The sequence below is a fragment of the Streptomyces sp. NPDC056486 genome (genome assembly GCF_042795295.1).
GTDB lineage: Bacteria > Actinomycetota > Actinomycetes > Streptomycetales > Streptomycetaceae > Streptomyces.
The window spans coordinates 62,393-86,370 of record NZ_JBHTSF010000001.1; the positions used below are offsets into that span (position 1 = coordinate 62,393).

Below are 23,978 nucleotides of genomic sequence, written 5' to 3' on the forward strand. Positions count from 1 at the left end.
TCCTCAGTAGGTGTCGTCGGTGTCGAGGAGACCCTGGAGCGTCGAGGCCTCGTACTCGGTCCGGAAGATGCCCCGGCGTTGCAGTTCCGGGACGACGAGGTCGACGAAGAGGTCGGCCGGTCCGCGGTGGTACGGGGGAAACAGCTGGACGCCGTCGAGCACCTCCTCCTCCAGGTTCTCCTCAAGCCAGTCGGCGATGGTCTTCGCGTCGCCCACTACGGCCGGCTGCTGTGCGTGCCGGGCACGCTGGACATAGTGGTACAGCTCGCGCAGCGTGGCGTCCTCGCCGATCTGGGTACTGAGGATCTGCCGCAGCAGTTCCCTGTCGTCCTTGGTGTCGCGCGCACGGTCGCTGAGCAACGGCTTGAGCGCGTCGTCGGGGAGCTTGTCGATGTCGACGACGTCGAGGACGCGCTCACTGTCACGGACCCTGGACAGGTCGATGCCGAGCACCTGGGAGAACGCGGCCGGCAGATCCTGCGCCAGCTGCTGGGCGCTGATCTCGTTGAACTTCGCGCGCGCTTCCCGGGCGGTGCCGCCCAGGTAGAAGGTGATCCCGGGGATGATTTTGAACTTCTCCGGGTCACGTCCGTTGGCCGCGACGCGTTCCTTGAGCCTGCGGTACTCCTCCTTGCCGCGGCTGATGCCGAAGTATGGCGAGAACCGCACCTGCCCGAAGTCGGCGCCGTACCGCAGGGACTCCTCCGAGAGGCCCACCTGCACGATCGGGATGTGGGACTGCACCGGCGGCGGGACGTTCAGCGGTCCGCGGACGTCGAAGTGCTCCCCGTGGTGGTCGATCTGGTGCCAGGACCCCGGCTTCACCAGAGTGCCACCCGGCTTGTCGTCGAGCAGGAAGTCCTGGTCCCAGCTGTCGTACAGCAGCCGGTTGACGACTTCGGTGAACTCCCGGGCCCGGGCGTACTTCGTCTCCTCGCTCGGCACCGGGTTCTTGCCGAAGTTGCCGACCGGGTCACCGTCGCGGTCGATGCCGAAGACGACGTTCAGCGCGGTGCGTCCCTGGTTGAAGTTGTCCAGGGTCGCCAACTGCCGGGCGACGCTGTAGGGGTGCTCGAAGGAGGAGTTGACCGACATCACGAACCCGAGGTTCTTGGTGAGCGCCGCGGCATGTCCGGCGTACACGAAGTTGTCCCACCGGAAGATCCGGTTGAGGCGGTCGGGCTCGCTGCCGAGTGCGCTGCCGGCGAAGACGTAGTCCAGTTTGCCGCGCTCGGCGGTCCGGGCGATGTCGAGGATGACGCCGGGGTCGTGCAGGCCGGCGTTGGTCGCCTCCGGCAGTCGCCAGGCGTCCAGGTCCCAGCCGGTGCCGTAGGCGGCCAGGCCCAGGCGGAGTTTGCGTCGGCTGCTCATGCGGATCGTTCCTCCGGGTCGGTGGCGGCGAAGCTGTTGGGGGGTGTGTCGAGGCCGAAGTGGCCCCGGAAGGTGTCTGTCGTGTACTCGGCGCGGTACACGCCGCGTTCCTGGAGGATGGGGACCACTTCGTCCGCGAAGCGCTCCAGCGGCTCCCACAGGTAGGGCACGCTCACGTTGAACCCTTCGGCGGCGCCGCGGTCGAACCAGTCGATCAGGGTGTCGGCGACGTGCTCGGCCGTGCCGATCACCAGGGGGAAGTTGCCCGCGATCGCAGCGCCCAGGACGTCCTTGACCCGGACACTGCCGCCGTCCACGGTGCGGCCGGTGCGCTGTGCCAGCGCCGTCAGGAGTGTGCGGCCGTAGGCGTTGAACAGGTCGGCGGCGTCCGGTTTCACGGTGCCGTCGATGCCCAGCGGCCGCAGATCGACACCGACCCGCTCCGACAGCGAGCGGACGCTGCGGACGCCCTTGGGCAGCGCGAACCGGGAGGCACTGATCCGGGCCCAGTCAGGCCCAGACCAGTACGACTCGTCCTGGTCGCCCTCGACGATGTCGTCGTCGAACGGCAGCAGGTCGTTCAACTCCTCGTACAGTTCGACCGCTTCCGCCCGGCTGTCGGCGACGAGGGGCGTGATGCCCGGCAGGAAGAAGATCGGGTCCACCCGTCCGCGCAGGCGCTCGGCGCGGCGGCGTACGTCGGTGTTGAACGCGATCGAGTCCTGAGGCGTCGCGGGACCGGTGAAGTTGACGTCGGCCCACTTCGCGGTCAGCTCACGGGAGAGCTCGGAGGCACCGGCGTACAGCAGCGGGACGTGGCCCTGCGGCGGGCGCTCGAGCGGCAGGGTGCCGGCGACCTGGAAGTGCTTGCCCTGCCAGTCGAGCCGGTGGACCTTGCTCTCGTCGATGTAGCGCCCGGCCTTCTTGTCCTGGAGGTAGGCGCCGTTCTCGATGCTGTCCCACAGTCGCTGGACGACGTGGATGAACTCGTCGGCGCGCTCGTAGCGGGCGGCGCCGCCCAGGTCGGGCAGGCTGAAGTTCTTGGCGGCCAGGTCGGAGGCGCCAAGGACGACGTTCCACGCCAGCCGACCGCCGCTGAGGTGGTCGAGGGACGCCGTCAGTCTCGCCAGGATGTACGGCTCGTAGAACGTCGGGTGCGCCGTCACGACGAGCCCGATCTTCGAGGAGTTCAGGGCGAGTTGGGAGGCCAGCGTGAAGGGTTCCAGGCGTCCGGTGTTGTGGGTGGTGATCCACTGTTCCCCGACGATGTCGCCCGCGAGGGTGTCCCCGAGGAAGAAGAAGTCGAACTTCGCGTCCTCGACGATCCGCAGCGCCTTCGTCGCGTACTCCAGCTCGAAGGCCTGCGCCGTGGGTGCGTCCGGGTGGCGCCAGCCGCCCCAGTGTGTGCCGTTCAGCCAGTGCATGTAGCCCAGGTGAAGCTGTCGCTCGGGCATCATGTGTTCCTTTCTGTCGCGGAGCTGCCCGGTCCTACAAGGACGGCCGATTCGGCCGCGACCGCACCGGGGATCGACGTCAGCAGTTCCTTGACGTAGTCGGTCCGCGGCTCGGTGAGGATGCCCAGGGCCGGACCACGCTCGACGATGTGCCCGTGCTGCAGGACGACGATCTCGTCGGACACCTCGGCGATGACACCCAGGTCGTGCGAGATGAAGACGTAGGTCAGCCCCAGTTCGCGCTGGAGCGAGTCGAGCAGGCCGAGGATCTGGCGCTGCACGGTCACGTCGAGGGCGGAGACTGGTTCGTCCAGGACGACGACGTCCGGCCGCGGTGCCAGAGCGCGGGCGATGGCCACCCGTTGCCGCTGGCCGCCCGAGAGTTCGGCGGTGTACCGGTCGGCGAGCTCGGCGGGCAGGCCGGTCACCTCAAGCAGTTCAGTGATCCTGCGCGCCCGCTCCTGCGCCGTCCCGTACCCGTGGCCTCGCAGCGGTTCGTCGAGGATCGCGCGGACCGTCGAGCGCGGGTTGAGGGAGGCGAAGGGGTCCTGGTAGACCATCTGCACCTTGCGGTACAGGCCGGCCTGCCCGGCGCCCCGGCGGTGGTGGACGACCGGGTCGCCGTCGATCTCGACCGAGCCGGTGTCCGCCGGGGTCAGCCCGGCGAGGATGCGTACCAGGGTGGTCTTGCCCGATCCCGATTCGCCGACGATCCCCAGCGTGGTTCCCCCGCGCACCTGGAACGAGGCGTCGGCCACCGCGGTCACCGCCGTGTCCGAACCGCGGCGGGAGGCGCGGGAAGTGCGAGAAGTGCGGGAGGTGAAGGTCTTGCCGACCTCCTTGGCCTCGACGACCACCGGCGATTCGGCGGGCACGGCGCGGAAGTACTCAAGGCGGGCGGTCGCGGCCTGCCGGCCCGAGAACCCGAGCGATGAGGACCGCAACAGGTCCTCCGTGTACGGGTTTCCCGGATCGGCGATCACCTCGTCGGTCCGCCCGTCGCGTACGATCCGCCCGTCCTTCACCACGGTGATGTCGTCGGCCCGTTCCGCCGCGACCCCCAGGTCGTGGGTGATGAGCAGGATTCCGAGGTCCTCGCTCTCCACCAGATTCGACAGGAGGTCGAGGATGGTCTTCTGCACCGTGACGTCGAGCGCGGTCGTCGGCTCGTCGGCGATCAGGAGCCGGGGCCTGGTGCTCATCGCGGCGGCGATCAGCACCCGTTGGCACATTCCCCCGGACAGCTCGTGCGGGTAGCGCCCGTACAGGCGCCCGGGGTCCCGCAGCCCGACCTTCGCGAACAGGTCGAGGACCCGTTCGCGGCGCTCCGCGCGGGAGCCCACGCCGTGCGCGCGCAGCGCTTCCGCGGCCTGGACGCCCACGGGCATCAGGGGGTTCAGGCCGAGGAGTGCGTCCTGGGGGATGTAGCCGATCTCCTTGCCGCGTACGGCCCGGTACTGCCGTTCGGACAGCCCGGTGAGCGTTCGGCCGCCGAGGACGACCTCGCCCGCGGTGACGCGCCCGTTCTCGGCGAGAGTCCCGGTGACGACGCGGCCGAGGGTGGACTTGCCCGAACCGGACTCGCCGACGACGGCCCGGATCGAGCCGGCCGCGACGTCCAGGCTCACGGCGTCGAGTACGGGCACCGCGGCGCGGCCGGGGACGGTGAACTCGGCACTCACGCCCCGCAGACGCAACAACGGTGCGCTCTGCCGCTCAGGCGACGGCACATGCTCGGACGACGGCACATGCTTAGGCGACGACACGGGTCCTCCCTCGGTTGAACGACCTGCCGATGCGGTAGACCGCGAGCACGGTCAGCACGATGACCAGGCCGGGCAGCAGACTCAGCCACCACTGGACGCCGATGAACGTGCGTCCCTCGGCCACCAGAAGGCCCCACTCGGGCGTCGGCGGAGGCGCGCCGAGGCCCAGGAAACTCAGCGAGGCGACGGTCAGGATCGCCGTGCCGATGTCCATGGTCGCCGCGGCGAGGACCGACCGGGACGCGTTGGGCACGACGTGCTTGAACAGGCGGTGGACGTAACCGTGCCCCGCGAAGACCGAGGCCTCGACGTACTTGGCGTTGCTCACCTTCAGCACCTCGGACCGCATCAGACGGGCGAAGCCGGCCGTGCTGTTGATGCCGATGGCCACGGCGATGTTGAGCGTGCCGCGTCCCAGTGCGGAGATGATCGCGAGTGAGACGATCAGGCTCGGCACCGCCAGCATGATGTCGATGATCCGCATGAGAACGCTGTCGAACTTGCCGCGCAGCGCACCCGCGACGAGACCGATCAGCGAACCGCTCACCAGACCGATGGCCACCGCGATGACCGCCGCCTGCAGGGACAGCCGGGTTCCCCACACGGTGCGGGTGAACTGGTCGCGGCCGAAGTCGTCGGTACCGAAGAGATGGTCGGCGTCCGGCGACAGGAGCATCGCCGACCCGTTCTGTTGCAGCGGGTCGCCCGAGGCGAACAGAGCGGGGTGGATCGCGGCGGCGAGCATCACGATGATCCACAGGTACGCCGCGAGGAGTCCGGGGGAGCGCAGCAGCGCGGCCAGTCGGCGGCCGCCGTGTTCCCGCAACCGCAACCGCGGCCGCAGCCGCCCGGACGGTGGCGTGGAAGCCGCCGCTTCCTTCGCTTCGAGAGTCGTCATGTCATCCGTCCCATTGGATCCGCTTGTCGAGCAGCGGGTAGACCGCGTCGACGACGAGGTTCACCACGACGAAGATCACGGCGCTGATCGTGACCGCGACCAGCACGACGGGCATGTCACGGCCGTTCACGGCGTCAACCACGAGACGCCCCACACCGAGCCGGGAGAACACCGTCTCCGTCAGAACCGTCCCGCCGACCATCACGCCGACGGTGGTCCCCAGCGAGGTGACGACCGGCAGTGCGGCGTTCTTCAGCGCGTGCCGGACCACGACGTCGAACCGGCTGAGCCCCCAGTTGCGGGCTGTCTCGACGTACGGCGAGGTCAGAGCACCACGGAGGTTGGCCGTCAGGAGCTGGGAGATGCTGCCGCCACCGGCGACCGCGAGGGCAGCCGAGGCGATGAACAGTCCCCCGAAGCTCTGGTCGTTGACCGCCTTGATCCAGTGCAGCTGGAAGGCGAACAGCTGAAGCAGCACGAGGCCCACCAGGAACGGAGGCAGCGACACCGCGACCGGCGGCAGCGAGATGAGCAGCTCGCGCGCCCATTTCCAGTTGGTCAGTTCGATGACCACCGACAGCGTCACGCCAAGGACGACCGCGAGGAGCAGCCCGAGAAACGCCAGCTTGAGCGTCTCGGGGAAGGACTCGAAGTACACCTCCACGGCAGGTCGGCGCTGGTAGATGCTCTGACCGAAGTCGCCCTGAAGGGCTCCGGTCAGCGCGTCCCAGTACTGCACCCACACGGGACGGTCGAGACCGAGCAACTCGCGCTGCTCGGCAAGGAGTTGCTTCACATCGGCACCGTCGGCGCCGGCCGTGAGACCGCCCGCCGCGTCACCGGGCACGACGTACAGCAGGAAGAACGCCCCGGTGAAAGCACCCCAGACCACGATCGCGCTGTACAGGAGCCGAAGACCGTATCGTGACATCGCTCTACTTCTTCGCAAGCCAGGCATTGATCAGGTACTGATCGAGACCGACAGGCGTGATGTCGTGCAGCCGGGGCGAGTGGGCCCAGATGTCGACGTCGTTGGACACCGGAATCTCGTACGCCTGCTCGACGAGGATGCGGGACGCCTGATCGACCAGCTTCTGACGCTTGTCCTTGTCGGTCGTCTGGTTCTGCTCCTGGAGGAGCCGGTCGACTTCCTTGCCGGCCTTGTCGCCGTCCGCGATGAAGCTCCGGTCGGAGCCGTCCGTCCTGCCGTAGTTGGCACGCAGTACGTCCGGGTCGGGCGAGGAGGCGTACCAGTAGGCGACGTCGTACTCGCCGCTGAGCAGCTTCTCGTTCGCCTCGGCGTCCAGCGGCGGGTCGAGGACGAGCTCGATGCCGAGCTTCTTCCACTGGTCCTGCAGGACCTGCATGCCCGCGTCGTCCCGCGGGGCGCGCAGCGAGAGACGCTTGCCGTCGGCGTTACGGCGGATGCCGTCGGAACCGATCTTGGTCCAGCCGGCCTGCTCAAGCAGGGACTTCGCCTTCTTCGCGTCGTACTTCAGCAGCTTGCTCTGGTCGGAGTAGTAAGGGTTGTCCTTGCTCAGCGGACCGGTCGCGGGCTGGTCCACGCCACCCGAGGCGATCTTGACGAACTGCTCCCGGTCCACGCCTATCTGGAGCGCCTGGCGGACCCGCACGTCCTTGAGGAACTTGGAGGAGGTGTTCAGCGGCAGTTCGAGCCCGGTCGCGGGGTTGAGCGTCTTGGAGATCGTCAGCCCGGAGCTCTTCAGCTGCGAGACGTACTTGGCGTTCACCCAGTAGATGAACTGGAGCTCGTCGTCACCGATGACCGCGCCGTTGCGGACCGAGTCCTCGGGGATGATCTTGTAGACGACCTTGTCGAGATAGGCCGCTCCCTTGTGCTCGAAGTACTTCGGCGCCCAGTCGTAGTCCTTGCGCTTCTTCAGCACGATCTGCTGGTTCGGGGTGTACTTCTCCAGGTAGAAGGGACCTGATCCGTCCAGCCACTTCTGTCGCTTCTCGACCGGGAGCTCGGCCGTCTTCTGCGAGACGATGCCGACGTACGCACGGGACAAGGACGTCAGGAAGGCGGCGTTCGGCTCCGCGAACTCGACGGTGACCTTGTGCTCCGAGGGCGTCGTGATCTTGCTGATGCCCTGCACGATGGTCTTGGCGCTGGAGTGGATGCCGGGCCGGTTCAGACTCTCCAGGTTGGCCTTGACGACCTTCGCGGTGAGTTTGGTGCCGTCGTGGAAGGTCACGTCGTCACGCAGGTCGAACGAATACTTCCGCGCGTCGCCGCTGACCGTCCAGCTCGTGGCGAGCCACGGCTCGACCTTCTTGGTGTCGGGGTTGTAGAACACCAGGGAGTCGGCCAGGGAACGGGCGACCGTGCGCCAGACCTGGTTGACGACGGCGGCGTCGACACCACCGGGGTCGGCGCTGAGGCCGACGTTGAGCGTGCCTCCGTAACGGTCCTTCTTGGGTACGTCGGCGGCTGCGTCACTCTGCCCACCGCTGCCGCTGCCCGAGCAGGCGGCGGTTGCGAGAAGCGCCAACGTGGCGCCCGCTGTGGCGAGCCGGCGCCACGGACGTGAACTGAACACGAGTTGTTGTTCCTCTCGATCGGCTCAGGGGCGAGTGGTAGCGACCGCACTGTCGTCAATGACCGGTCAGCGCCACGTAGTTGCACTTGCCTCAGGCGAAGGGGTGGCGGTGATACATAAAATTTGCCGTATCAAGGCCGAATGTAGTTACGGAGCGATAACAGCTGGATACGGTTACCTCGTAACCGATATGTTTACACGGGTGTTCGGTAAGTATCGTGACGGCAGTGTTGCAGTCTCCTGAACGGGGAAACCGGCGTGGTGTTTGACAAGAAGTACAGCGACGAGGTCCGGCAGCTCGCGGTGGAGCGCGTACGGCAGCGGCGCCTTGCGGAGCCCGAGAACCGCTCGATCGTCCGGGAGGTCGCCGAGGAGTTCGAGGTCGGCCCGCAGTCCCTGCGCAAGTGGCTCATCCGCTACGACGACGGCAGCTACGACTACGACTCCGACTCCGTCGCTACCTCCGTCGACGGAGACGGGTGGGAGCCTCACGCTTCATCGGTACTCCGCGCTTCATCGGTCGGCCGCCAGGAGCGCAGGCCGGGCCAGCACGAACTTCTCGCCAGGATCTCGGAGCTGGAACAGCAGATCGCCGTCCTGCGGGAGGACAATCGTTCCCTGACCCGCGTCGTCGCGCTGCTGGCCGACCAACTGCGGGTGGCCACCACGACGGGTGTCCAGATTCCGGACTCCGTGGTCCGGCAGGTGCCGCGTGCCTAGACTTCCCAGGGTGAGCGACAGAGTGACCGTGGTGAGCAACCTGCACGGGCGGACCACCGATGTCCGCGGCCGTTACGCCATCGCCGGGCCCGGATTCGATATCGCGTCGGACGGATCGGTGCGCAGCGGCGGCCCGGGCGAGGAGGCGAGCTCGCTCGACCTGCTCGTCGCCTCCCTCGTCTCCTGTGCGCTCAACGCGTTCCGGCACGACTTCGTCGAAGGCGGACAGCCGGAGCGCCAGGTCGAGATCTTCGCCCGAATCGAGCGCAAGGTCGAAGGGGACTATCTGGGCACGCTCATCATGGAATGCTTCATCGACGGCGTCGACCACGTCACGGCCGACGAACTCGTCGCCGAGTACAAGAAGCGGTGTCGCATCTACAACGCCCTCAAGGAGAGCCTTCCGGTGGTGTTCGTCCCGCACACAGCGGGATCCCCGGGATGACGGCAGCCGAGTCCAGCCACCTCGTGGATGCCCGGACGGCGTACGTCCGCAGAGCGCGTTCGGTGTTCATCGAGGTCGCGCCCTGGCGGGTGATGGCACCGGGACCGGATCCGATCCAGGGAAGCATCCCCGGTGCGATCCGGACATCGGTCAAGTCCGACTTCGCCGGCCGCCCGACGGCCGACAGCGGCCATCTTCCTCTGCCGGAGCCCGGCACCGTGCATGCCACCCTGCTGGCTCACGGTGTCGGACCCGCCGACGACCTCGTTCTCTACACCCGCCGCATCGAGGAGCTGTCGTCCGCCGCACGCGCGTGGTTCGTCCTCACCTGGGCCGGCTTCCGTTCGGTGCGCGTCCTGGACGGCGGGCTGCCGGCCTGGACGCGTGCGGGCGGTCCGACGGCCCCAGCTCGGGCCCCAGCTCGGGAGGAGCGGCCGGCCGGCTCGGTGCCCGGCCGCTTCGAGACCACGCTCCCGCAGGTGCCCGCGGACGGCGGTCGACGCGTACTCGACATCGCGGAGGTTCTGGAGGTCGCGGACTACGGCACGCTGCTCGACTCGCGCCCCACGGGCGCGTACAACGGAGCACTGGACGATCCCAGAACCGGCCATGTTCCGCACGCGGTTCACGCTCACTCGGCCGAGCTGATGGCTCCCGACGGGCTGCTGAGACCACCCGCCGACATGCGGAAATGGTTCTTGTCCCGTAGGGCGATCGGTAGCCATGAGGTCGGTGCCTACTGCGGCGGTGGTGTGTCCAGCGCTCTGCTGGTGTTCGCCGGAGCCCTGCTCGGACAGCAGGTGGGCCTGTTCGTGGATTCCTGGTCGGCCTGGGCACGCGATGTGTCCCTGCCTGTCGAGCGAGGCGCGGCGCTGACCCGTTCCGAGGTCGTCGACACCGACTGCGCGTGAAGGTTTTCGGCAGGTGCAGAGTCATCAGGGCCCCGCGTGTACCTGGCACGCCCACAGGCTGGGCGTCTGGGGATACGTGTCGCGCAGGGTGCGTACGGCGCGGTGCAGGGCCTCGGCCGTGCGGGCCACGTCGAGTGTGCCGTCGCCCCTGTTCAGGGTGTCGTACACGCTGAGCGCGACGTCCGCCCCGATCGCGTCGTCGACGTGCCACAGGGAGCCGACGACATGGGGGAAGCCGGCCATCTGGAAGGCGCTGACGATGTGGACGGCCTCGTCGGCGAGTTCGGGGCTGGTGCGCAGCGTGTCGCAGGCGGACAGGTAGGCGAGCCGGACCGACGGCAGCCGCAGTCGGGCCAGGTCGCGGATGGTCAGCGGGCGTTCGGTGTGGTCGTGCAGGACGAGCCGACTGCCGGAGGCGTGTTCCAGGTCGCCCAGGGCGTGGCAGGCGAAGTGGGCGTAGGCGTGGCGGGGCAGGGCCGAGACGACCGCGGAGTGTGTGGCGGAGGCGTCCGCGAGCAGCGTGGCTTGGGGGAGCAGGCGGGCCAGGTGGTCGGCCTCGCGGCGTGCGCCGGGGAGCGGGGGCTGTCCGGTGGCCTGCGCGACGCTGACGACTAGGGTTCCGGTGCCCGTCGGGCGGGCGGCGCGTCGGCGGGCGTGGTGCAGGGCGCGCAGGGTCGGCGTGTACGAGGAGACCACCCGGTCCAGGGCGCCCGGAGCGGCGTCTGCGGGCGCCGCCGCGTGCAGCGGCAGCGTGCCCAGGAGACCGCCGGGTGACCACCACACGCGGGTTGCCGCGGGGAGGCGGTCGAGGACCGGTCCTGTGACCGCCTGCCACAGCCAGGCGAGGGTTTCCCGTACGTCCCGCTGCGCGCGCTGTGACTGCTTGCGGGAGGTCCCGGGTGTCTCGATGCGGATCAGCGCGTCCTGGAAGGTCTGCCGACGTGTTGCCGTCGTCCGTGGGTCGAGGCCCGGGAGCGGAACGGCGTCGATGGAGTGTTCGGTGACGACCAGGGCATCGCTGCCGTACGGAGAGACGTTGACCAGGACCACCGGGCCCGCCGCGGCCGTGGCGCGAAGCTCGTTCTCGTCCCAGTCCCGCACCGGACGCAGCAGGCCGAGGTCGGGGTGCTCGGCGCGGATCCGGGCGGTGAGGTCCCGCCACTCGGCGGCCAGTCGCTGCCGTACGTCGGCGAGGGCGTCGGCGGGGCCGGACGGTTCCTCCGCCAGGAACCCCTGGCCGTCGGTCGCCGTGTCGAGGGCCTCCCGGAGCTCCTCGAAGCGGTCGGCGAGGGCGGGGGCACTCTCCCGGAGCCGCGTCAGATCGCTGTCGGCGTCGAAGGCGTGGGAGAGGATCACACCCCTCGCCTGTTCGAGCAGTCCGACCGCGAGCCCGGTCCGGCCGCAGCGCACCGCGCAGGCAGCGGCGGCGGCGCCGAGCCCGACGGTACGGCTCAGCAGGAACTCCTGGTCGTCGCGGACGAGATGGCGGGGCGCGACCGAGTGCAGCAGGTCGACCGCCACGACGTAACCGTCCAGGGCGCCGGCCCAGTCACCCAGCTCCGCTCGGACCTCGCCCCAGGACCGAGCCGCGTCCAGGCGCAGGACGGGCGCACACTGCTGCTCCAGGGCCGCTTCCTTGAACCGCTCGGCCGCCTCGATCAGGTCGGCCGGGCGGCGACGGCGGCGGGGCCCCAGGTCGCGCAGGACGCCGCCGAGGTTCGACAGGCGCTGCGTGCGTGCGGGGTGGCCGGGCGGAGTGGCCTCGACCGCCCGGCGGTACAGCGCGACCACCTCGTCCCGGGCGGCCGACGACAGCAGGGTGCGGGGGCTCAGGAGCCGTGCGCTCGCGGCCACCGTGAGGGCGCCGGGCAGGTCGGGGGAGTTCGGGGGCAGCGCCGCGATCACCGCGTCGGTCAGCTCGCGGGCCTCGCGGGCCTCGTCGATCCGCATGGTCTTCGCGACGCGGATCATCAGGGCGCCGGCGAGATTGTGGCGGCGCCGTGGCAGCTTCGGGTCGCCCTCCGAGGTGAGGGCGAGCGCCTCCCTCAGGAGCCCTACCGCCTCGTCGAGTTGGGCCACGGGGTCGGGGACACGCTCGATGCCCGCCGTGAGACTGAGCCCGATCGAGCTCAGCAGCGCCGCCCGGTGCGCCGGGCCCATGCCGGGCAGTTCGAGGGCCCGCCGTCGGCACTCCCGGGTCTCCCGCAGGTCGTCGCCGTCCTCGGTCAGCTGGTGCCGCAGACTCAACGCGGCACTGAGGTTGAGCAGCCGCAGTCCGAGCGACCCGTGCCCCTCCCGGGTGAGTGCCACCGACTCCCGATGAGCCAGCACGGCCTCGTTCAACTCCTCCGGCTCTCCCGAGCGTTGATAGCAGGCGACCAGCACGAGGCCCAGGTCGCCGAGTGCTGTGGGACGGTCCGGGTGGCCCGGCGGCATGATTGCCTCGGCGTGCCGCAGTTGGCGCAGCGCCTCGTCCAGATCTGCCCCGTTCGCCTTCGGGTCGAGCAGGTAGCGGTTGTACAGGGCCATCGCGGGAGCGATGAGCGGCAGTTGCGGTCCGTCCACCGCCTCCTCGGAGCCCACGGAGCGGTCGGTGAGATCGAGCGCCCTGTCCAGATCGGCCTGGGAGCCGGTCGCCACGGAGCGGGCACGCAGAGCGTTGCCCAGTGCGTTGCGCAAGGCGGCCGTCTCGCCCGGATCCCTTGCCGCCCGCAATGCCTCGGTGAACACGGCGATCGCCTCGTCCAGATCCGCCACGCGGCCGGTGTGGTGAGCCCTGAGGACGAGCGCCATGCCCAGGTCGTGGCCCGCCGCCGCGGTTCCCTTCAGATGGCCGGCGACAGCCCGGCGGCACACGTCCACCACCTCGTCGCACTCCTCGGGCGTCGCCCCCTCCACCTGCCGCAACAGCACAAGACCTGCCCCCAGGGCGCTGAGGCAATGGGGCAGATGCGGGTCGCCGGGCGGCAGTTGGGCCAGTACGTCCCGCGCGATGCCCACCGCCTCGTGCAGGTCCTCGGTATCGTGCGAGTCCAGGTAGCGGTCCAGGAGCCGACGGCCCAGACCGTCGAGAACGAGGGGCCGTTCGGGGGAGCCGGCCGGGATCCGCTTGAGGGCACCGTGGACGAACCGGATCGGATCCGCGTCCGCCAGGTCCCCGAACGGCCAGGTCGCCCCCGTGAGGGCCACGATGTCGGACACACCTCTGAGCCGGCCCGGGAACCAGGGGTCGTACTCCGGTGTCGCGAGGACGGCGAGGCTGCCGAGCCCGATCGCGGTGGCGAGCCGGGCCTCGCGCGCGAGTGGCATGGCGGCAAGCACCACGGCCAGCTCGTGGAGTCGGCGCACGTCCTCGGAGGCGTCCGGCGGCGGGTTGTGCTGCCGCCCCTCCACGACGATCTCGAACGCGGCGACCTGGGCCGCCCACTCGTGGGGGCCGTCCGCGTTCGCCGGGTCGGGGTGCACGGCGGGATCGTTGGACGCGTAGCCCGCCGCCAACTCCGGCGGAACAAGGCCCGGGTCGGCGACCCACACCGGGTAGAGCAGTGTCCCGGACATGCACCCGTGGACGCGGCCGCCGTCCCCGGGGTCGGCCATCGCACGGGCGGCGCAGAGCCAACCCGCCGCGTGCCGGGCCTCCATGTCGGTCGTCGTGTCGCAGGTCCGTAGCAGTCCCCGGAGCTCGGCATCCGCGAGAGGACCGAACACCACGTCCGCGTCCACACTCCCGTCCGCCGTATCGGCCCGGCCCAGGCGCACGCGAATCGCCTGAAGGAACCACTCCCGGTCGTACCTCACAGCTTCGCTCCCCCCCCAGCCGTCACCTCCGACGGCGCGCCGAACTCACCCTTAACTCTGCCTGATGTACGGCACACTTGGACCATGACTGCATCTCCCGACTTCCCCCGACCCGACCGCAGCGCGGCGGCGGCGCTGTGCGGGCTGCTCGGCTCGCCGGAGGACCTGCGGCAGCCCGGGGTCCGGGAGACGGCCGAGCGGGCACGGGACTTGCTGCGGTCAGGGGCGGGCTCCGACGAACTCGACGCCTGCTTCCGTGCCCTGGACATGCTGCTGCGCCAGACCGGGGACGCACGCGGGCTCGGCAACGACTCCCGGGGCGGGGAAGTCCCGGGCATCACGCCCCACATCAAGGTGGCCTTATGCCCGGGACCGGCCCAGTGCACCCGCGTCGAACGGGCCCGCGACCTGCTCCCCGCCCCGCACTGCGCCGTCAACGACACCCGCATGCGCAAGAGCCGCCTTGGCCCCGCACAGTGACCCGGCCCGCATGAACTCTCTCCTCGCCACCCTGGGCGGCAAACTCACCGAACGCTGGCTGAACCTGCTGGTCCTCCCCGGCGCCCTCTTCCTTGCCGCAACGGCCGTGGGCACCACCCTTGGCCACCGCCACTGGAGCGACATCGACCGGCTGCGCACCACCCTGGACGACCTCGCCGCCCGCCCCGCCCTCGACCGCACAGGGACCGCCGCACTCCTGGTCGCCCTCGTCCTGCTCACCGCGACCGCGGCCTCACTCGCCGCGCAGTTCCTCGGCGGCGTGATCGAGCAGTACTGGCTGCGCTTCGCCCGCGACCCGCTGTCGCAGGCTCTCGTCGACCGGCGCAGGCGGAAGTGGGGGCGCCGGGAGCAGGAGCTCAACGCGGCCTACCCCGTCATGCGCACCGATGCCGAAGACGGCGACGCGGTGGCGGCCCCGGCCCAGGCCTTTGCACAGATCCAGGCCCTCACCGACGCCCGCAACCGCATAGCGCTGCGCAGACCCACTCGCCCCACCTGGTACGGCGACCGCATGCAGGCGACGGCAGACCGTGTGGAGGCCGCTTACGGCGTGGACCTCGCCGCTCTCTGGCCCCGCCTGTGGCTGATCCTCCCCGAACCCGCCGTACGCCACATCCAGTCGGCGCACGACTCCTTCAGCGCCGCCGCCCGCCTCGCCGCCTGGGCCGTGGGCTACGCCCTGCTCGCCTGCTGGTGGTGGCCGGCCGCGCTGGTCGCCGTCGGCTGCGCAGCACTCGCGCGCTCCCGCGCCCGCGGCGCCCTGGACGCGCTCGCCGGGCTCATCGAGGCCGCCGTCGACGTCCACGGCCGGGAACTGGCCGGGCGGATCGGTCTGATCGGGGCGGACTCGGCGGGGCTGCTCGGCCATGAGACGGGGGACCACATGTCGGAGCTGTTCAGGAAGGCCGAGTGAGGACGCGGGCGACATCTCGCGTGCTCTTCGCAGCGAACTCCCCCGGTGTGTCCGGGAAGCGGTCGTCGGTCAGCCGCCCGCGTTCCGTTCCGCGATCCGCAGATTGCCGGCGATGTCCTCACGCACCGGATGCCCGGCCGGCAGGCCCGTGCTCTGGGCGTGAGCGCGGCGCAGGATCGTGAGGCCGTCGCGGCGGAGGCCTGCGGCAAAGAGTGTCGCGCCGAGGGTGTTGGCGGTGGTGAGGGTGGATTCGTGGGCGGCGCCGAGGAGGCGGGCGCGGCGCTGCCAGGTGTCGTCGAGAACCGCGACGGACGCGGAGACGTCGCCCTGGATCGCCAGGGCCCCGCCGAGGTTGTGGGCGCAGTCGAGGGTCGCGGGGTCGTCGGGGCCCCAGGCGCGGGCCGCACGGTCGGTGGCCTCGCGGGCGATCTGCGCGGACGCGGCCGCCTTGCGTTGCTGGTAGAGGGTGGAGCCGAGCAGGTTGAGCAGGCCGATGGTCTCCTCGTGGTTCGCTCCCAGCTCCGCCTCGCAGTCGGGCAACAGGCTGCGCAGGAGCACCTCCGCCGCGGCGAAGTCACGGGTGTCGAACAGGACGCGCGCCGTGCGGAGCTGCCGGAGCAGGCCGGTGCGCTTCGAGCCGTTGCGACGCCGCACGACGCCCCCTCGCCCACGGCGTCGTCACCGTGTCGTTGGTCCGGTGGTGTGGCCGACCACCATAACCGCGGCACGTTGATCGGGGAAGGTGCGGGCGCGGGGCACGCCGCGGTGGCACGATGAGGTGGGCACGACAACGGGAGGACACTCATGATCGAATCCCTGGCGGCGCTCGCGACGGCCGCGTCGACGACGCTCGTCGCCGCGATGGCGACGGACGCCTGGGGCGCCGCGCGATCCGGGTTGCTGCGGCTGTTCGGGCGGGACGACGCACCGGAACAGGGTGCGTTGGCCGCGCTGTTGGAGAGCGAGGCCGCGTTGGTGTCCGAGGCGGAGGATCCGGAGGCGGCGCGCCGGCAGTTGGCCCCGGCGTGGCAGTTGCGGCTCGAGCAGTTCCTTCGCGCGCACCCGGAGGTGGCCGACGACGTGCGGGTGCTGACCCAACGGCTGCAGGACGAACTGCCCGCCCAGCAGCGCCACTGGGTGCAGCACGTCGAGGCGCGCGACCACGGGCAGGCGTTCGGCGCGCAGGGCGGGAACGTGATTGTCCATCAGGAGCCCGGCGTCGGCCGCGGTGACCGCGCGACGTGAGCGAGCAGCACGTCAGCGCGACGGGCGGGTTCGCCTACGGTGTCATCGGCGCGGACATCCATGTGTTCGGTGACGGTACGCCGTTGTACGTGCTGCGCCGGTGGGAGCCGCCCCCCGAGACGGATCCGCAGTGGCTGCGGCAGCAGCCCAGCCGGATGCTCCACGCGCGGTTCGCCGTGGCGCCGTTCACCGGGCGGGAGGACGAGCTGGGGGCGCTGCACGCCTGGTGCGCCGGCGGTCCGCAGCGAGCGGCGCGCTGGCTGCACGCGCCGGGCGGGCAGGGCAAGACCCGGCTGGCCCAGCAGCTGGCCGCCGAGTTGTCCGGGCAGGGCTGGAAGGTGGTCACCGCGGTCGAGGGGCCCGGGACCGTGCTGCCGCCGCCCGGCAGCCAGGACCTGACGCGGGACAGTGCGGCCGGGCTCCTGCTGTTGGTCGACTACGCGGATCGCTGGTCGCTGACCAGCCTCACCTGGCTGTTCAGCAACGCCCTGCTGCACCGGCCGGACGTGCGCGCCCGCGTCCTGCTGCTGGCGCGCGGCACCGACCCGTGGCCGGCGTTGCGCGGGGCGCTCGCCGGTGAGCAGATCGACGTGTCGACACAGGCCCTCGGGCCTCTGGACGAGCCGAGGGGCCCGGCGGCCGGGCAGGGCGAGCGGGGGGCGATGTTCCGTGCGGCACGCGCCGCCTTCGCCGAGCGGTACGGGATCGCCGCGCCGGCGGGCGAACCCGACCTCGCCGACGACGACTTCAGGCTGGTGCTCGCCGTGCACATGGCCGCCCTGGTCGCCATCGACGCCGCGGCCTCGGGGCGGCGCGCCCCGCCCGATCTGGCGGGGCTCACCCTCTACCTCCTCGACCGCGAGCACCTGGGCTGGGTGTTGCTGCACGACCGGCGGGGCGCGGGACGGATCACCCTGTCCCCCGCGGACATGAACCGGGTGGTATTCGCCGCCTCCCTGAGCGGTGCGCAGCCGCAAGAGCGGGGAGCATTGCTGGTGGACGCGCTGGAGGTCGGGCATCCGACGCCCACCGTGCTGGCGGACCACGGCGTCTGCTATCCACCGCCCGAGGGCGTGGACGGCACGGTCCTGGAACCGCTCTATCCGGACCGGTTGGCGGAGGACTTCGTCGCGCTGACCGTGCCGGGCCACGCGGCCGACTACCCGGCGCAGGCGTGGGCGGCGGACACCGCAGGCGCCGTGCTGCGGCACGGCTCCGGTCCCGCCCGGGCGGTGTCGACGCTGATCGCGGCGGCGGGCCGCTGGCCGCACCTCGGGCCCGCCTGCCTGTATCCGCTGCTGGCCGCCGATCCCGGCCTCGGCGTGGCCGCCGGGGGCGCCGCCCTCACCGCTCTGGCCGAGCTGCCCGACATCACGACGGCGCTCTTGGAGGACGTGGTGCACGCCGTGCCGCACCCGGTCCCCGCGGACCTCGTGGTGGGGCGGGCCGCCGTCAACGTCCGGCTGTTCGCGTCCCGGATCGCGGCGGCACCGGACCGGCACCAACACGCCTGGCTGTACGCCGGGCACGGCGACGACCTGCACGAACTGGGGCGCACGAAGGAGGCGCTGCGGGCGGCGCGGCGCGGGGCCGAGCTCTTCCAGGAACTGGCCGCCGACGATCCGGAGACGTACGAGGAGCATGTCGGCCGCACCCTGACCAACGTCGCCGGTCTGCTGCACCGCACCGGCGAGGTCGACGAAGCGGTGGCGACGCAGCAGCGCGTGGTGGACCTCTTCACCCGTCTCGTCCGGGACGATCTGCGCCGGTACGAACCGTACCGGGCGACCGCGCTGGCCAATGAGAGTGTGTATCTGGAGTCGGCCGGTCGGTGGGAGGAGGCGTACCGGGCCAACCAGGAGGCGGCGAGCGCGTACCGCGGGGCCGCCGTCCACGATCCGCGGCAGCGCAGGGGGTTGGCGATCGCGCTGTCCAACGGGGCGGCCCTCACGTTCCGTCCGCCTGCGGAGGACGTCGCCCTGCGCGAAGCGGTCGCGTTGGGCCGGGAGTTGGTGCGCGAGGGGGCGCTGGTCGAGGATACGCCGCTCGTCGCGTCGCTGGAACGGCTGCGCGAGCACCTGTCCGCGCGCGGCGGGCACGCCGAGGCCGTCGCGCCGGCACGGGAGGTGGCCGAGCTCAACCGGCGCCTCGCCGAGGCCGATCCGCACCGGTACACCTCTGCGTGGACGACGGCGCTGATGAGCCTGCACGGGATTCTGCTCGACGCAGACCGTCCCCGGGAGGCCGTGGAGGTCGGCGAGGAGGCGGTGACGTGGCTGCGCAGGCTGGCCGACCGCGCGCCCGCCACCTACCTCTCGTCCCTGGGCGACGCGGTGTCGCGGCAGAACAGCGCGCTGCGGGCGGCGGGCCTGCCGCAGGAACCGGAGGTCGACGTGCCGCGGCGGGTGCTTGACCCCGACTCCCTGGGCCGGCAGGTGCCGGAGGCCCGGATCGCGGTGGACGGGTGGCTCCCAGAGGTGCTGCCCGTGCAGCACGTGTCGGCGTCGGCACTGGAGGACACGGCGCGCCGGCTCGCGCGCCGACGGGACTGGCCGGCTTACTGGGAGCTCGTCCGCTCCGCTCCCGTCGCCGACGCGGTGCACCTCGTGCGCCGGATCCCGCGGCGCGCCGGGGCGCCGGGCCATCCGCTGGATGCGGAACTGTTCGACTGGCTGCGGTCCCTCTCCCCGCGCCGCGCCCGGGCCATCGTAGAGGGGGCGGCCGGCACGGCCACCCGGGCGCTGCCCGAGGACTTCGCCCCGTTCTCCGCGGCGCACAGCGCTTTCGGGCACGGCGGCGAGGTGCTGGCCACCGCGCACGTGACGGACGGCTCGGACGGGCAGTCGCGCGAGGTGATCGAGACCATCGAGCCGGAGTCCGGCACACGGACGGTGCTCCACCGCGGCCCCGTGTGCCACAGTTCGCTCGCCGTCCTCGGCCCCGGGCACGTGGTCGCGCTGCGCCGCAGCCAGGGGTACGAAGCCCGGGCGGAACTGGTCCGGCACACGTCGAACGGGACGCAGGTGCTGGCGCAGGGCCCCACGCTCACCGGGGCGCATCTGGCGGCCACGGCATACGGATGCGTGGTCTCGCTGCCCCTCATGCCGCAGGCCCTGGTCCTGAAGACGGCCGGGGAGTTGCGCCAGGTCGACCTCGGGCAGTGGACGCTGAGCACCGGCGGTCCGATGGCGGTGACCCCGGAGGGCGACCGTATGGTGCTGTGCGACGGCTACCGCCTGATCGCCGTCCATGCCGCACTCGGCCACGCGCTGGACGCGGCCCCTGTACCGGCGCAGCACGCGCCGGTACGGGAGCTGATCTTCGCGGGGGAGGACGCGCTCGTGACGGCGGGGCTGCACGGCGGTCTTGTGCTGTGGCGGCTGGACGCCGGAGGGATGCGGCCGGTGGCGTCCCGCGACACCCCGATGCTGTCGCAGCTGTGCGCGGTCCCGGCCTGGGACGTGGTCGGCGGGCACGCCGGCTCCGAGGACCGGTTCCACTTCTTCGACCCGTGGCGGGGTCTCGCCCCGGTCGACGCCCCGCCCGCGATCGTCGGCTCCGCCCGTCGCCTGCGCGCGGTGCTGGCGGCGCCGGGCGGACGTCACGTCGTCTACTCCGGGCAGCTCGACGTGGACGCGCCGCCGCGCCGCCGCTCCTTCGCGTCCGTGACCCGGGTGCACGATCTGCACCATCCCGGTTCGCTGTTGCGCCGGTCGCCGACCGGTTTGGGCGACGCCGAGCGCGCGGCTCTGGCCCGGGCTGACGGAGATGATCCGGGCGTGCGCGACCTGTTGCGCCTCGCGCACGTGATGGCCACCCGCATCTGACGACCCAGGGAGCGTGAGCGTCACAGTAGGTCCAGCCACGCGAGGACCCGCGTGGCGAACAGGTAGATCATCCGTGTGAGCACGGTCTTGATCATGCCGGGTCGGCGCATCACCTGAGGTCAGCAGCGGTGAAGCAGTCTTGAAGCGCTACGGGGCAGCGCAGGTGTGTCGCAGACTCACCCCGCATCGAGCGCCCGCATCAGGAGTGGAAACGCCTTCTCGAGCTCACGCGCCCAGTAGGGCCACGTGTGCGAGCCGGTGTAGGTCTCGAAGGTCACGTCGAGATCAAGGCGGGTCGCCCGCTTGACGAACTCCTGGTTCTGCGCCAATTGGACGGCTTCGTATCGGACGGAGATGTCAGAAGGATCGGTTCCGGGCGGATCCAACGGTCCGATCCGCCCGTTACCGCAGGACACGTACAACTCCGTGCCACGCAGGTCCTTTACGAGGTCTGCCGGGTTGTGCGCCGCCCAGACGGCGCGCTGAGCCGTTGGATCGCCGAAGAGGTCGAGCGCGTCGTACCCGCCGGGTGCGTAATGTGTCTGCAGGAGCCACGTCGCGAACCGGTCGGCGGAGACTGGCTCGGCGGTCGGGTGGAGCGTGTCCAGCGTGCCGCTGAGGGATGCTGCGGCGCGGAAGAAGCCGGGACGGCGAGCCGCGTACGACATCGCGCCGAAGCCTCCCATGGACAGACCCGCGATCGCGCGCCGGTCGGCGGCGTGCAGCCCCCGCGCGAGGATCTGCGAGAGCTCCACCAAGTGGAATGTCTCCCAGCCCGGCTTGCTGCCTGCGCCGCGGGTCCACCAGTCCGTGTAGAAACCGAGTGCTCCGCCATCCGGCATGACGACCAGTGCGTCGCGCTTCCGGACGAGGCGCGCGATGTCGCTGTGCCGCGCCCAGTCCGTGTAGTCGCCGTAACCGCCATGGAGAAGGTAGAGGACCGGCCATGAGGCGCCGGCCCGCGAGCCGAACCGATTCGGAAGGATGATGCGCGCCGACGCGGTGTGGCCGAGCGCAACCGAGTTGATCGTGATGTCCACCGTGCGCGGATCAAGGAAGTTCTGCGCGATCACGCTCGCGCCGTTGTCGGCCTGGACTCCGATGAGGTGCGGGTTCCGCTCATCTCTGCCGCTCGCCAGGGCGACGCCCTGCGACGTCGTCGCGGCCACTCCGGCCGCCGTCGAGGCAACCCCGAAGAAGCGCCTTCGATTGAGTGTCGTCATTGACCTCTCCTCATGCGAAGCGGATCGCCACTACGTCGTGCGGCACCGCGGCGATGGGTAGTCGAAGTGAATTCAATTTGCTGCCCCGCTGTGCGCATGTCAAGAGTCGACCCAAGGTGAGATCGACGAAGCCCTGGCCCGCATCGAGGTCAACAGGAAGGGCACCGACTGCCGCGTGTCCTTGGCTCCTTGTCGGCACCGGCCTGGGCCGGGTGGTCGGCCCGACCTGGGGCAGCCTGGAACCAGTGTTCTGCAGGCGACCACGGCGGACACGCCCTTGAAGGCCAGACCGAAGGAGAACACCGAGAGCGTCCTGGGCCAGAGTCCGGCTGGAGACCACGGATTCGCCTCCGACGGCGCGCGCTGTTCCGTGCAAAGCCAGTGCACCCAGAGCGAATGCGCCCGACCCTGCGGCCACCGCCGATGATGCGGCCGCCAGCGGAGGGAAGACCGGGCTCAAAAGAGCAGTACGAGCGAGACGGCGCCCAGCGCGGCGCTTACGGTCGCGAGTACGTCACCGAGGGCGGCGATGGTGATGGCGTGTTCCGCCAGCCACTTGACCGCGTCCGCCACGACGTCGTCGATGACGTCCATCACGGTGTCGTCGAGTGCCGCGAGCGCCTTACCGATGCACCTGAGGGCATCGCCCAACTTGTCGAACATTCCCGGCGCGTTGGGCGCGATGTTCATCGCCTTGTCCAGTCGGCGCGCGACGGACTGCCCCTCAATTGTGTAGTCGCCGGAGAGCTTGCGGGCCTGTGTGCGAATCTTCTCCAGCCCGGCTTCCGCGGTGCTCGCCGCCAACTCGGTGGCGGACCTGTCCTTCTCGGTCTTCTCCCGCTTGCGAGCCCCGGCGTCATGCGTGGGTGGTGTCCGTGCCCTCTTGGTGCGTAGGTGACTCAGCCGGCGGGCTGAGTTTCCTTCTCCGTGGTGACTTCGTCGGTGGGGCCGCGCCGGGTGACGAGGATGCTGGCGACGAAGGTGGCTGCCAGGGCGACGAGGACGAGAGCGATGACGGCTATGTGACCGATGCGTTCGGCGCCGCCGAGCAGGAGGCCGGAGACACCGAAGTCGGCGTCGGAGAAGGTGGAGTTCTGCAGGCCGACGTCGCCGAGGAAGGGCAGGACGAGCAGCGGCAGGAAGGTGATCAGCAGGCCGTTGGTCAGGGCGCCGAGGACGGCGCCGCGCCGTCCGCCGGTGGCGTTGCCGACGACACCCGAGGCGGCTCCCGTCATGAAGTGGGCCACGATGCCGGGGATGATGATGGTGCCGCCGACGGCGACGAGGATGCCCATGCCGATGAGGCCGCCGACGAAGCTGGCCAGGAAGCCGACGAGCACGGCGTTCGGGGCGAAGGTGAAGACGATCGGGACGTCCAGTGCGGGCCGGGCGTTGGGCACCAGCTTCTCCGAGATGCCCTTGAAGGCGGGGATGATCTCGGCGAGGACGACACGGACACCGGCGAGGATGATGAACACACCCGCGGCGAACTTGCCGGCCTGCATGATCGCCCACAGTACGTACCACTGGCCGTTGCTGAGTTCGCCCTCGACGTAGCCGGGGCCCGCCACCAGCGTGACCAGCAGGTAGATGACGCCCATGGAGCTGGCGATGACGACCGTGGTGTCGCGCAGGAAGCCGAGCCCCTTGGGGATCTTCAGATCCTCGGTGGACTTGGCGGGGTCACCGAAGAACTTGGCTACGAGGCCGCTGGTGGCGATGCCGACGTTGCCGGTGTGGCCGAGTGCGACGCTGTCGGTCTTGGTGACCTGGCGCATCCAGGGCTGGACGAGCGCCGGGGACAGGGTGGTGATCAGGCCCTGTGCGAGGGAGCCCCAGAGGATGGCCTGCCAGGTACTGAAGCCGTTCGCGATGAGGATGACGGCGATCATGGCCGCGAGGTACAGGGCGACGTGCCCCGACATGTAGATGAACTTGAACACGGTCAGCCGGGCCAGCAGCACGTTCACGACCATGCCGAAGAAGAAGATCAGCGCGGCCTGGGAGCCGTAGTCGGTGAGCACCTTGCCGACGATGGCCTCGTTGTTGGGCACCACGCCCTGCACCCCGAAGGCATGCTGGAACATGTCGCCGAACGGGGTCAGCGCGTCGGAGACGACCCCGGCGCCGGCCGCGAGGACGAGGAAGCCGACGAATGCCTTGATGGTCCCCTTGACGGTGTCGGAGAGGGACTTGCGCTGGAGCACCAGGCCCAGCAGGGCGATCAGGCCGATGATGACGGATGGCTCACGGAAGACATCCAGAAGACTGTCCAGAACGCTGTTCACTGACAACGCCTCTCTTCGGGCACGACGAGGCGGCGTGCGGAAGTGGTGGGTGCC

General features: G+C 70.5%; 18 protein-coding genes. 7 read left to right on the forward strand and 11 right to left on the reverse strand.

The genetic code is table 11. The features are described 5' to 3' along the window. Nucleotides 1-3: 3 nt before the first annotated feature. Genes ACFQ7F_RS00290 through ACFQ7F_RS00315 form a run of 6 tightly spaced genes read right to left on the reverse strand, consistent with a single transcriptional unit; the run spans nucleotide 4 to nucleotide 8,053 of the window. Nucleotides 4-1,371, reverse strand: coding sequence for an NtaA/DmoA family FMN-dependent monooxygenase (locus ACFQ7F_RS00290; protein ID WP_383263755.1), 1,368 nt, complete (start codon nucleotides 1,369-1,371; stop codon nucleotides 4-6). Further along, entirely contained in the window at nucleotides 1,368-2,825 is a 1,458-nt protein-coding gene (locus ACFQ7F_RS00295; RefSeq protein WP_383263758.1) for an NtaA/DmoA family FMN-dependent monooxygenase, read from the reverse strand. Before ACFQ7F_RS00295 ends, ACFQ7F_RS00290 begins: the two co-directional genes overlap by 4 nt. After that, the gene (locus ACFQ7F_RS00300) at nucleotides 2,825-4,591 is read right to left on the reverse strand and encodes a dipeptide ABC transporter ATP-binding protein (protein ID WP_383263760.1); all 1,767 of its coding nucleotides are present in this window, start codon (nucleotides 4,589-4,591) and stop codon (nucleotides 2,825-2,827) included. Before ACFQ7F_RS00300 ends, ACFQ7F_RS00295 begins: the two co-directional genes overlap by 1 nt. Further along, nucleotides 4,578-5,489 carry an ABC transporter permease gene (locus tag ACFQ7F_RS00305; protein WP_383263762.1) on the reverse strand — a complete coding sequence of 304 codons (912 nt, stop codon included), beginning with the start codon at nucleotides 5,487-5,489 and terminating at the stop codon, nucleotides 4,578-4,580. Before ACFQ7F_RS00305 ends, ACFQ7F_RS00300 begins: the two co-directional genes overlap by 14 nt. A gap of 1 nt (nucleotide 5,490) precedes the next feature. Further along, the gene (locus ACFQ7F_RS00310) at nucleotides 5,491-6,420 is read right to left on the reverse strand and encodes an ABC transporter permease (RefSeq protein WP_383263765.1); all 930 of its coding nucleotides are present in this window, start codon (nucleotides 6,418-6,420) and stop codon (nucleotides 5,491-5,493) included. 4 nt (nucleotides 6,421-6,424) lie between these two features. Beyond that, nucleotides 6,425-8,053 (reverse strand): ABC transporter substrate-binding protein, encoded by a 1,629-nt coding sequence (locus ACFQ7F_RS00315; protein WP_383263768.1) that lies wholly within the window; start codon nucleotides 8,051-8,053, stop codon nucleotides 6,425-6,427. A 258-nt stretch (nucleotides 8,054-8,311) separates the two neighbouring features. Here ACFQ7F_RS00315 and ACFQ7F_RS00320 point away from each other — a divergent pair, with 258 nt between their 5' ends. From ACFQ7F_RS00320 to ACFQ7F_RS00330, 3 genes are read left to right on the forward strand one after another with little or no spacing between them, the layout of a single operon-like run. Continuing rightward, complete coding sequence (locus ACFQ7F_RS00320; protein ID WP_383263771.1) at nucleotides 8,312-8,773, forward strand: hypothetical protein; 462 nt, start codon at nucleotides 8,312-8,314, stop codon at nucleotides 8,771-8,773. A gap of 10 nt (nucleotides 8,774-8,783) precedes the next feature. Further along, nucleotides 8,784-9,218 (forward strand): OsmC family protein, encoded by a 435-nt coding sequence (locus tag ACFQ7F_RS00325; protein WP_383263774.1) that lies wholly within the window; start codon nucleotides 8,784-8,786, stop codon nucleotides 9,216-9,218. Then, entirely contained in the window at nucleotides 9,215-10,129 is a 915-nt protein-coding gene (locus ACFQ7F_RS00330; RefSeq protein WP_383263777.1) for a sulfurtransferase, read from the forward strand. The genes ACFQ7F_RS00325 and ACFQ7F_RS00330 overlap by 4 nt, the downstream gene beginning before the upstream one ends. A gap of 24 nt (nucleotides 10,130-10,153) precedes the next feature. On the opposite strand, the gene ACFQ7F_RS00335 is transcribed toward ACFQ7F_RS00330, so the two are convergent. After that, nucleotides 10,154-13,927 carry a CHAT domain-containing protein gene (locus ACFQ7F_RS00335; protein WP_383263780.1) on the reverse strand — a complete coding sequence of 1,258 codons (3,774 nt, stop codon included), beginning with the start codon at nucleotides 13,925-13,927 and terminating at the stop codon, nucleotides 10,154-10,156. Nucleotides 13,928-14,011: 84 nt separating this feature from the next. Between ACFQ7F_RS00335 and ACFQ7F_RS00340 the strand changes: the two genes are divergently transcribed. Both ACFQ7F_RS00340 and ACFQ7F_RS00345 read left to right on the forward strand, forming a co-directional pair. Continuing rightward, on the forward strand, nucleotides 14,012-14,407 hold the full coding sequence (locus ACFQ7F_RS00340) for a hypothetical protein (RefSeq protein WP_383263783.1): 396 nt from the start codon (nucleotides 14,012-14,014) through the stop codon (nucleotides 14,405-14,407). Between the two features lie 10 nt (nucleotides 14,408-14,417). Next, on the forward strand, nucleotides 14,418-15,341 hold the full coding sequence (locus ACFQ7F_RS00345; RefSeq protein WP_383263785.1) for a hypothetical protein: 924 nt from the start codon (nucleotides 14,418-14,420) through the stop codon (nucleotides 15,339-15,341). Between the two features lie 69 nt (nucleotides 15,342-15,410). Here ACFQ7F_RS00345 and ACFQ7F_RS00350 read toward each other — a convergent pair whose 3' ends face one another. After that, entirely contained in the window at nucleotides 15,411-15,995 is a 585-nt protein-coding gene (locus tag ACFQ7F_RS00350) for a tetratricopeptide repeat protein (RefSeq protein ID WP_383263788.1), read from the reverse strand. 150 nt (nucleotides 15,996-16,145) lie between these two features. Between ACFQ7F_RS00350 and ACFQ7F_RS00355 the strand changes: the two genes are divergently transcribed. Continuing rightward, nucleotides 16,146-16,586: a hypothetical protein gene (locus ACFQ7F_RS00355; RefSeq protein WP_383263791.1), complete on the forward strand. Its 441-nt coding sequence runs from the start codon at nucleotides 16,146-16,148 to the stop codon at nucleotides 16,584-16,586. Further along, nucleotides 16,583-20,413 (forward strand): hypothetical protein, encoded by a 3,831-nt coding sequence (locus ACFQ7F_RS00360; RefSeq protein ID WP_383263794.1) that lies wholly within the window; start codon nucleotides 16,583-16,585, stop codon nucleotides 20,411-20,413. Before ACFQ7F_RS00355 ends, ACFQ7F_RS00360 begins: the two co-directional genes overlap by 4 nt. A 176-nt stretch (nucleotides 20,414-20,589) precedes the next feature. On the opposite strand, the gene ACFQ7F_RS00365 is transcribed toward ACFQ7F_RS00360, so the two are convergent. The 3 genes from ACFQ7F_RS00365 to ACFQ7F_RS00375 form a co-directional block, all read right to left on the reverse strand. Then, nucleotides 20,590-21,636, reverse strand: coding sequence for an alpha/beta hydrolase (locus tag ACFQ7F_RS00365; RefSeq protein WP_383263797.1), 1,047 nt, complete (start codon nucleotides 21,634-21,636; stop codon nucleotides 20,590-20,592). Nucleotides 21,637-22,092: 456 nt separating this feature from the next. Further along, nucleotides 22,093-22,440 (reverse strand): hypothetical protein, encoded by a 348-nt coding sequence (locus tag ACFQ7F_RS00370; RefSeq protein WP_383263800.1) that lies wholly within the window; start codon nucleotides 22,438-22,440, stop codon nucleotides 22,093-22,095. Nucleotides 22,441-22,535: 95 nt separating this feature from the next. Beyond that, a complete protein-coding gene (locus ACFQ7F_RS00375; protein WP_383263803.1) occupies nucleotides 22,536-23,924 on the reverse strand; it encodes a PTS ascorbate transporter subunit IIC in 1,389 nt (462 codons plus the stop codon). Nucleotides 23,925-23,978 lie beyond the last annotated feature (54 nt).

What these genes read in the sequence shown, in the direction of transcription:
- ACFQ7F_RS00290 (WP_383263755.1), bottom strand. Translation starts at nt 1,371, where the DNA reads ATGAGCAGCCGACGCAAACTCCGCCTGGGCCTGGCCGCCTACGGCACC.
- ACFQ7F_RS00295 (WP_383263758.1), bottom strand. Translation starts at nt 2,825, where the DNA reads ATGCCCGAGCGACAGCTTCACCTGGGCTACATGCACTGGCTGAACGGC.
- ACFQ7F_RS00305 (WP_383263762.1), bottom strand. Translation starts at nt 5,489, where the DNA reads ATGACGACTCTCGAAGCGAAGGAAGCGGCGGCTTCCACGCCACCGTCC.
- ACFQ7F_RS00310 (WP_383263765.1), bottom strand. Translation starts at nt 6,420, where the DNA reads ATGTCACGATACGGTCTTCGGCTCCTGTACAGCGCGATCGTGGTCTGG.
- ACFQ7F_RS00330 (WP_383263777.1), top strand. Translation starts at nt 9,215, where the DNA reads ATGACGGCAGCCGAGTCCAGCCACCTCGTGGATGCCCGGACGGCGTAC.
- ACFQ7F_RS00340 (WP_383263783.1), top strand. Translation starts at nt 14,012, where the DNA reads ATGACTGCATCTCCCGACTTCCCCCGACCCGACCGCAGCGCGGCGGCG.
- ACFQ7F_RS00345 (WP_383263785.1), top strand. Translation starts at nt 14,418, where the DNA reads ATGAACTCTCTCCTCGCCACCCTGGGCGGCAAACTCACCGAACGCTGG.
- ACFQ7F_RS00355 (WP_383263791.1), top strand. Translation starts at nt 16,146, where the DNA reads ATGATCGAATCCCTGGCGGCGCTCGCGACGGCCGCGTCGACGACGCTC.
- ACFQ7F_RS00365 (WP_383263797.1), bottom strand. Translation starts at nt 21,636, where the DNA reads ATGACGACACTCAATCGAAGGCGCTTCTTCGGGGTTGCCTCGACGGCG.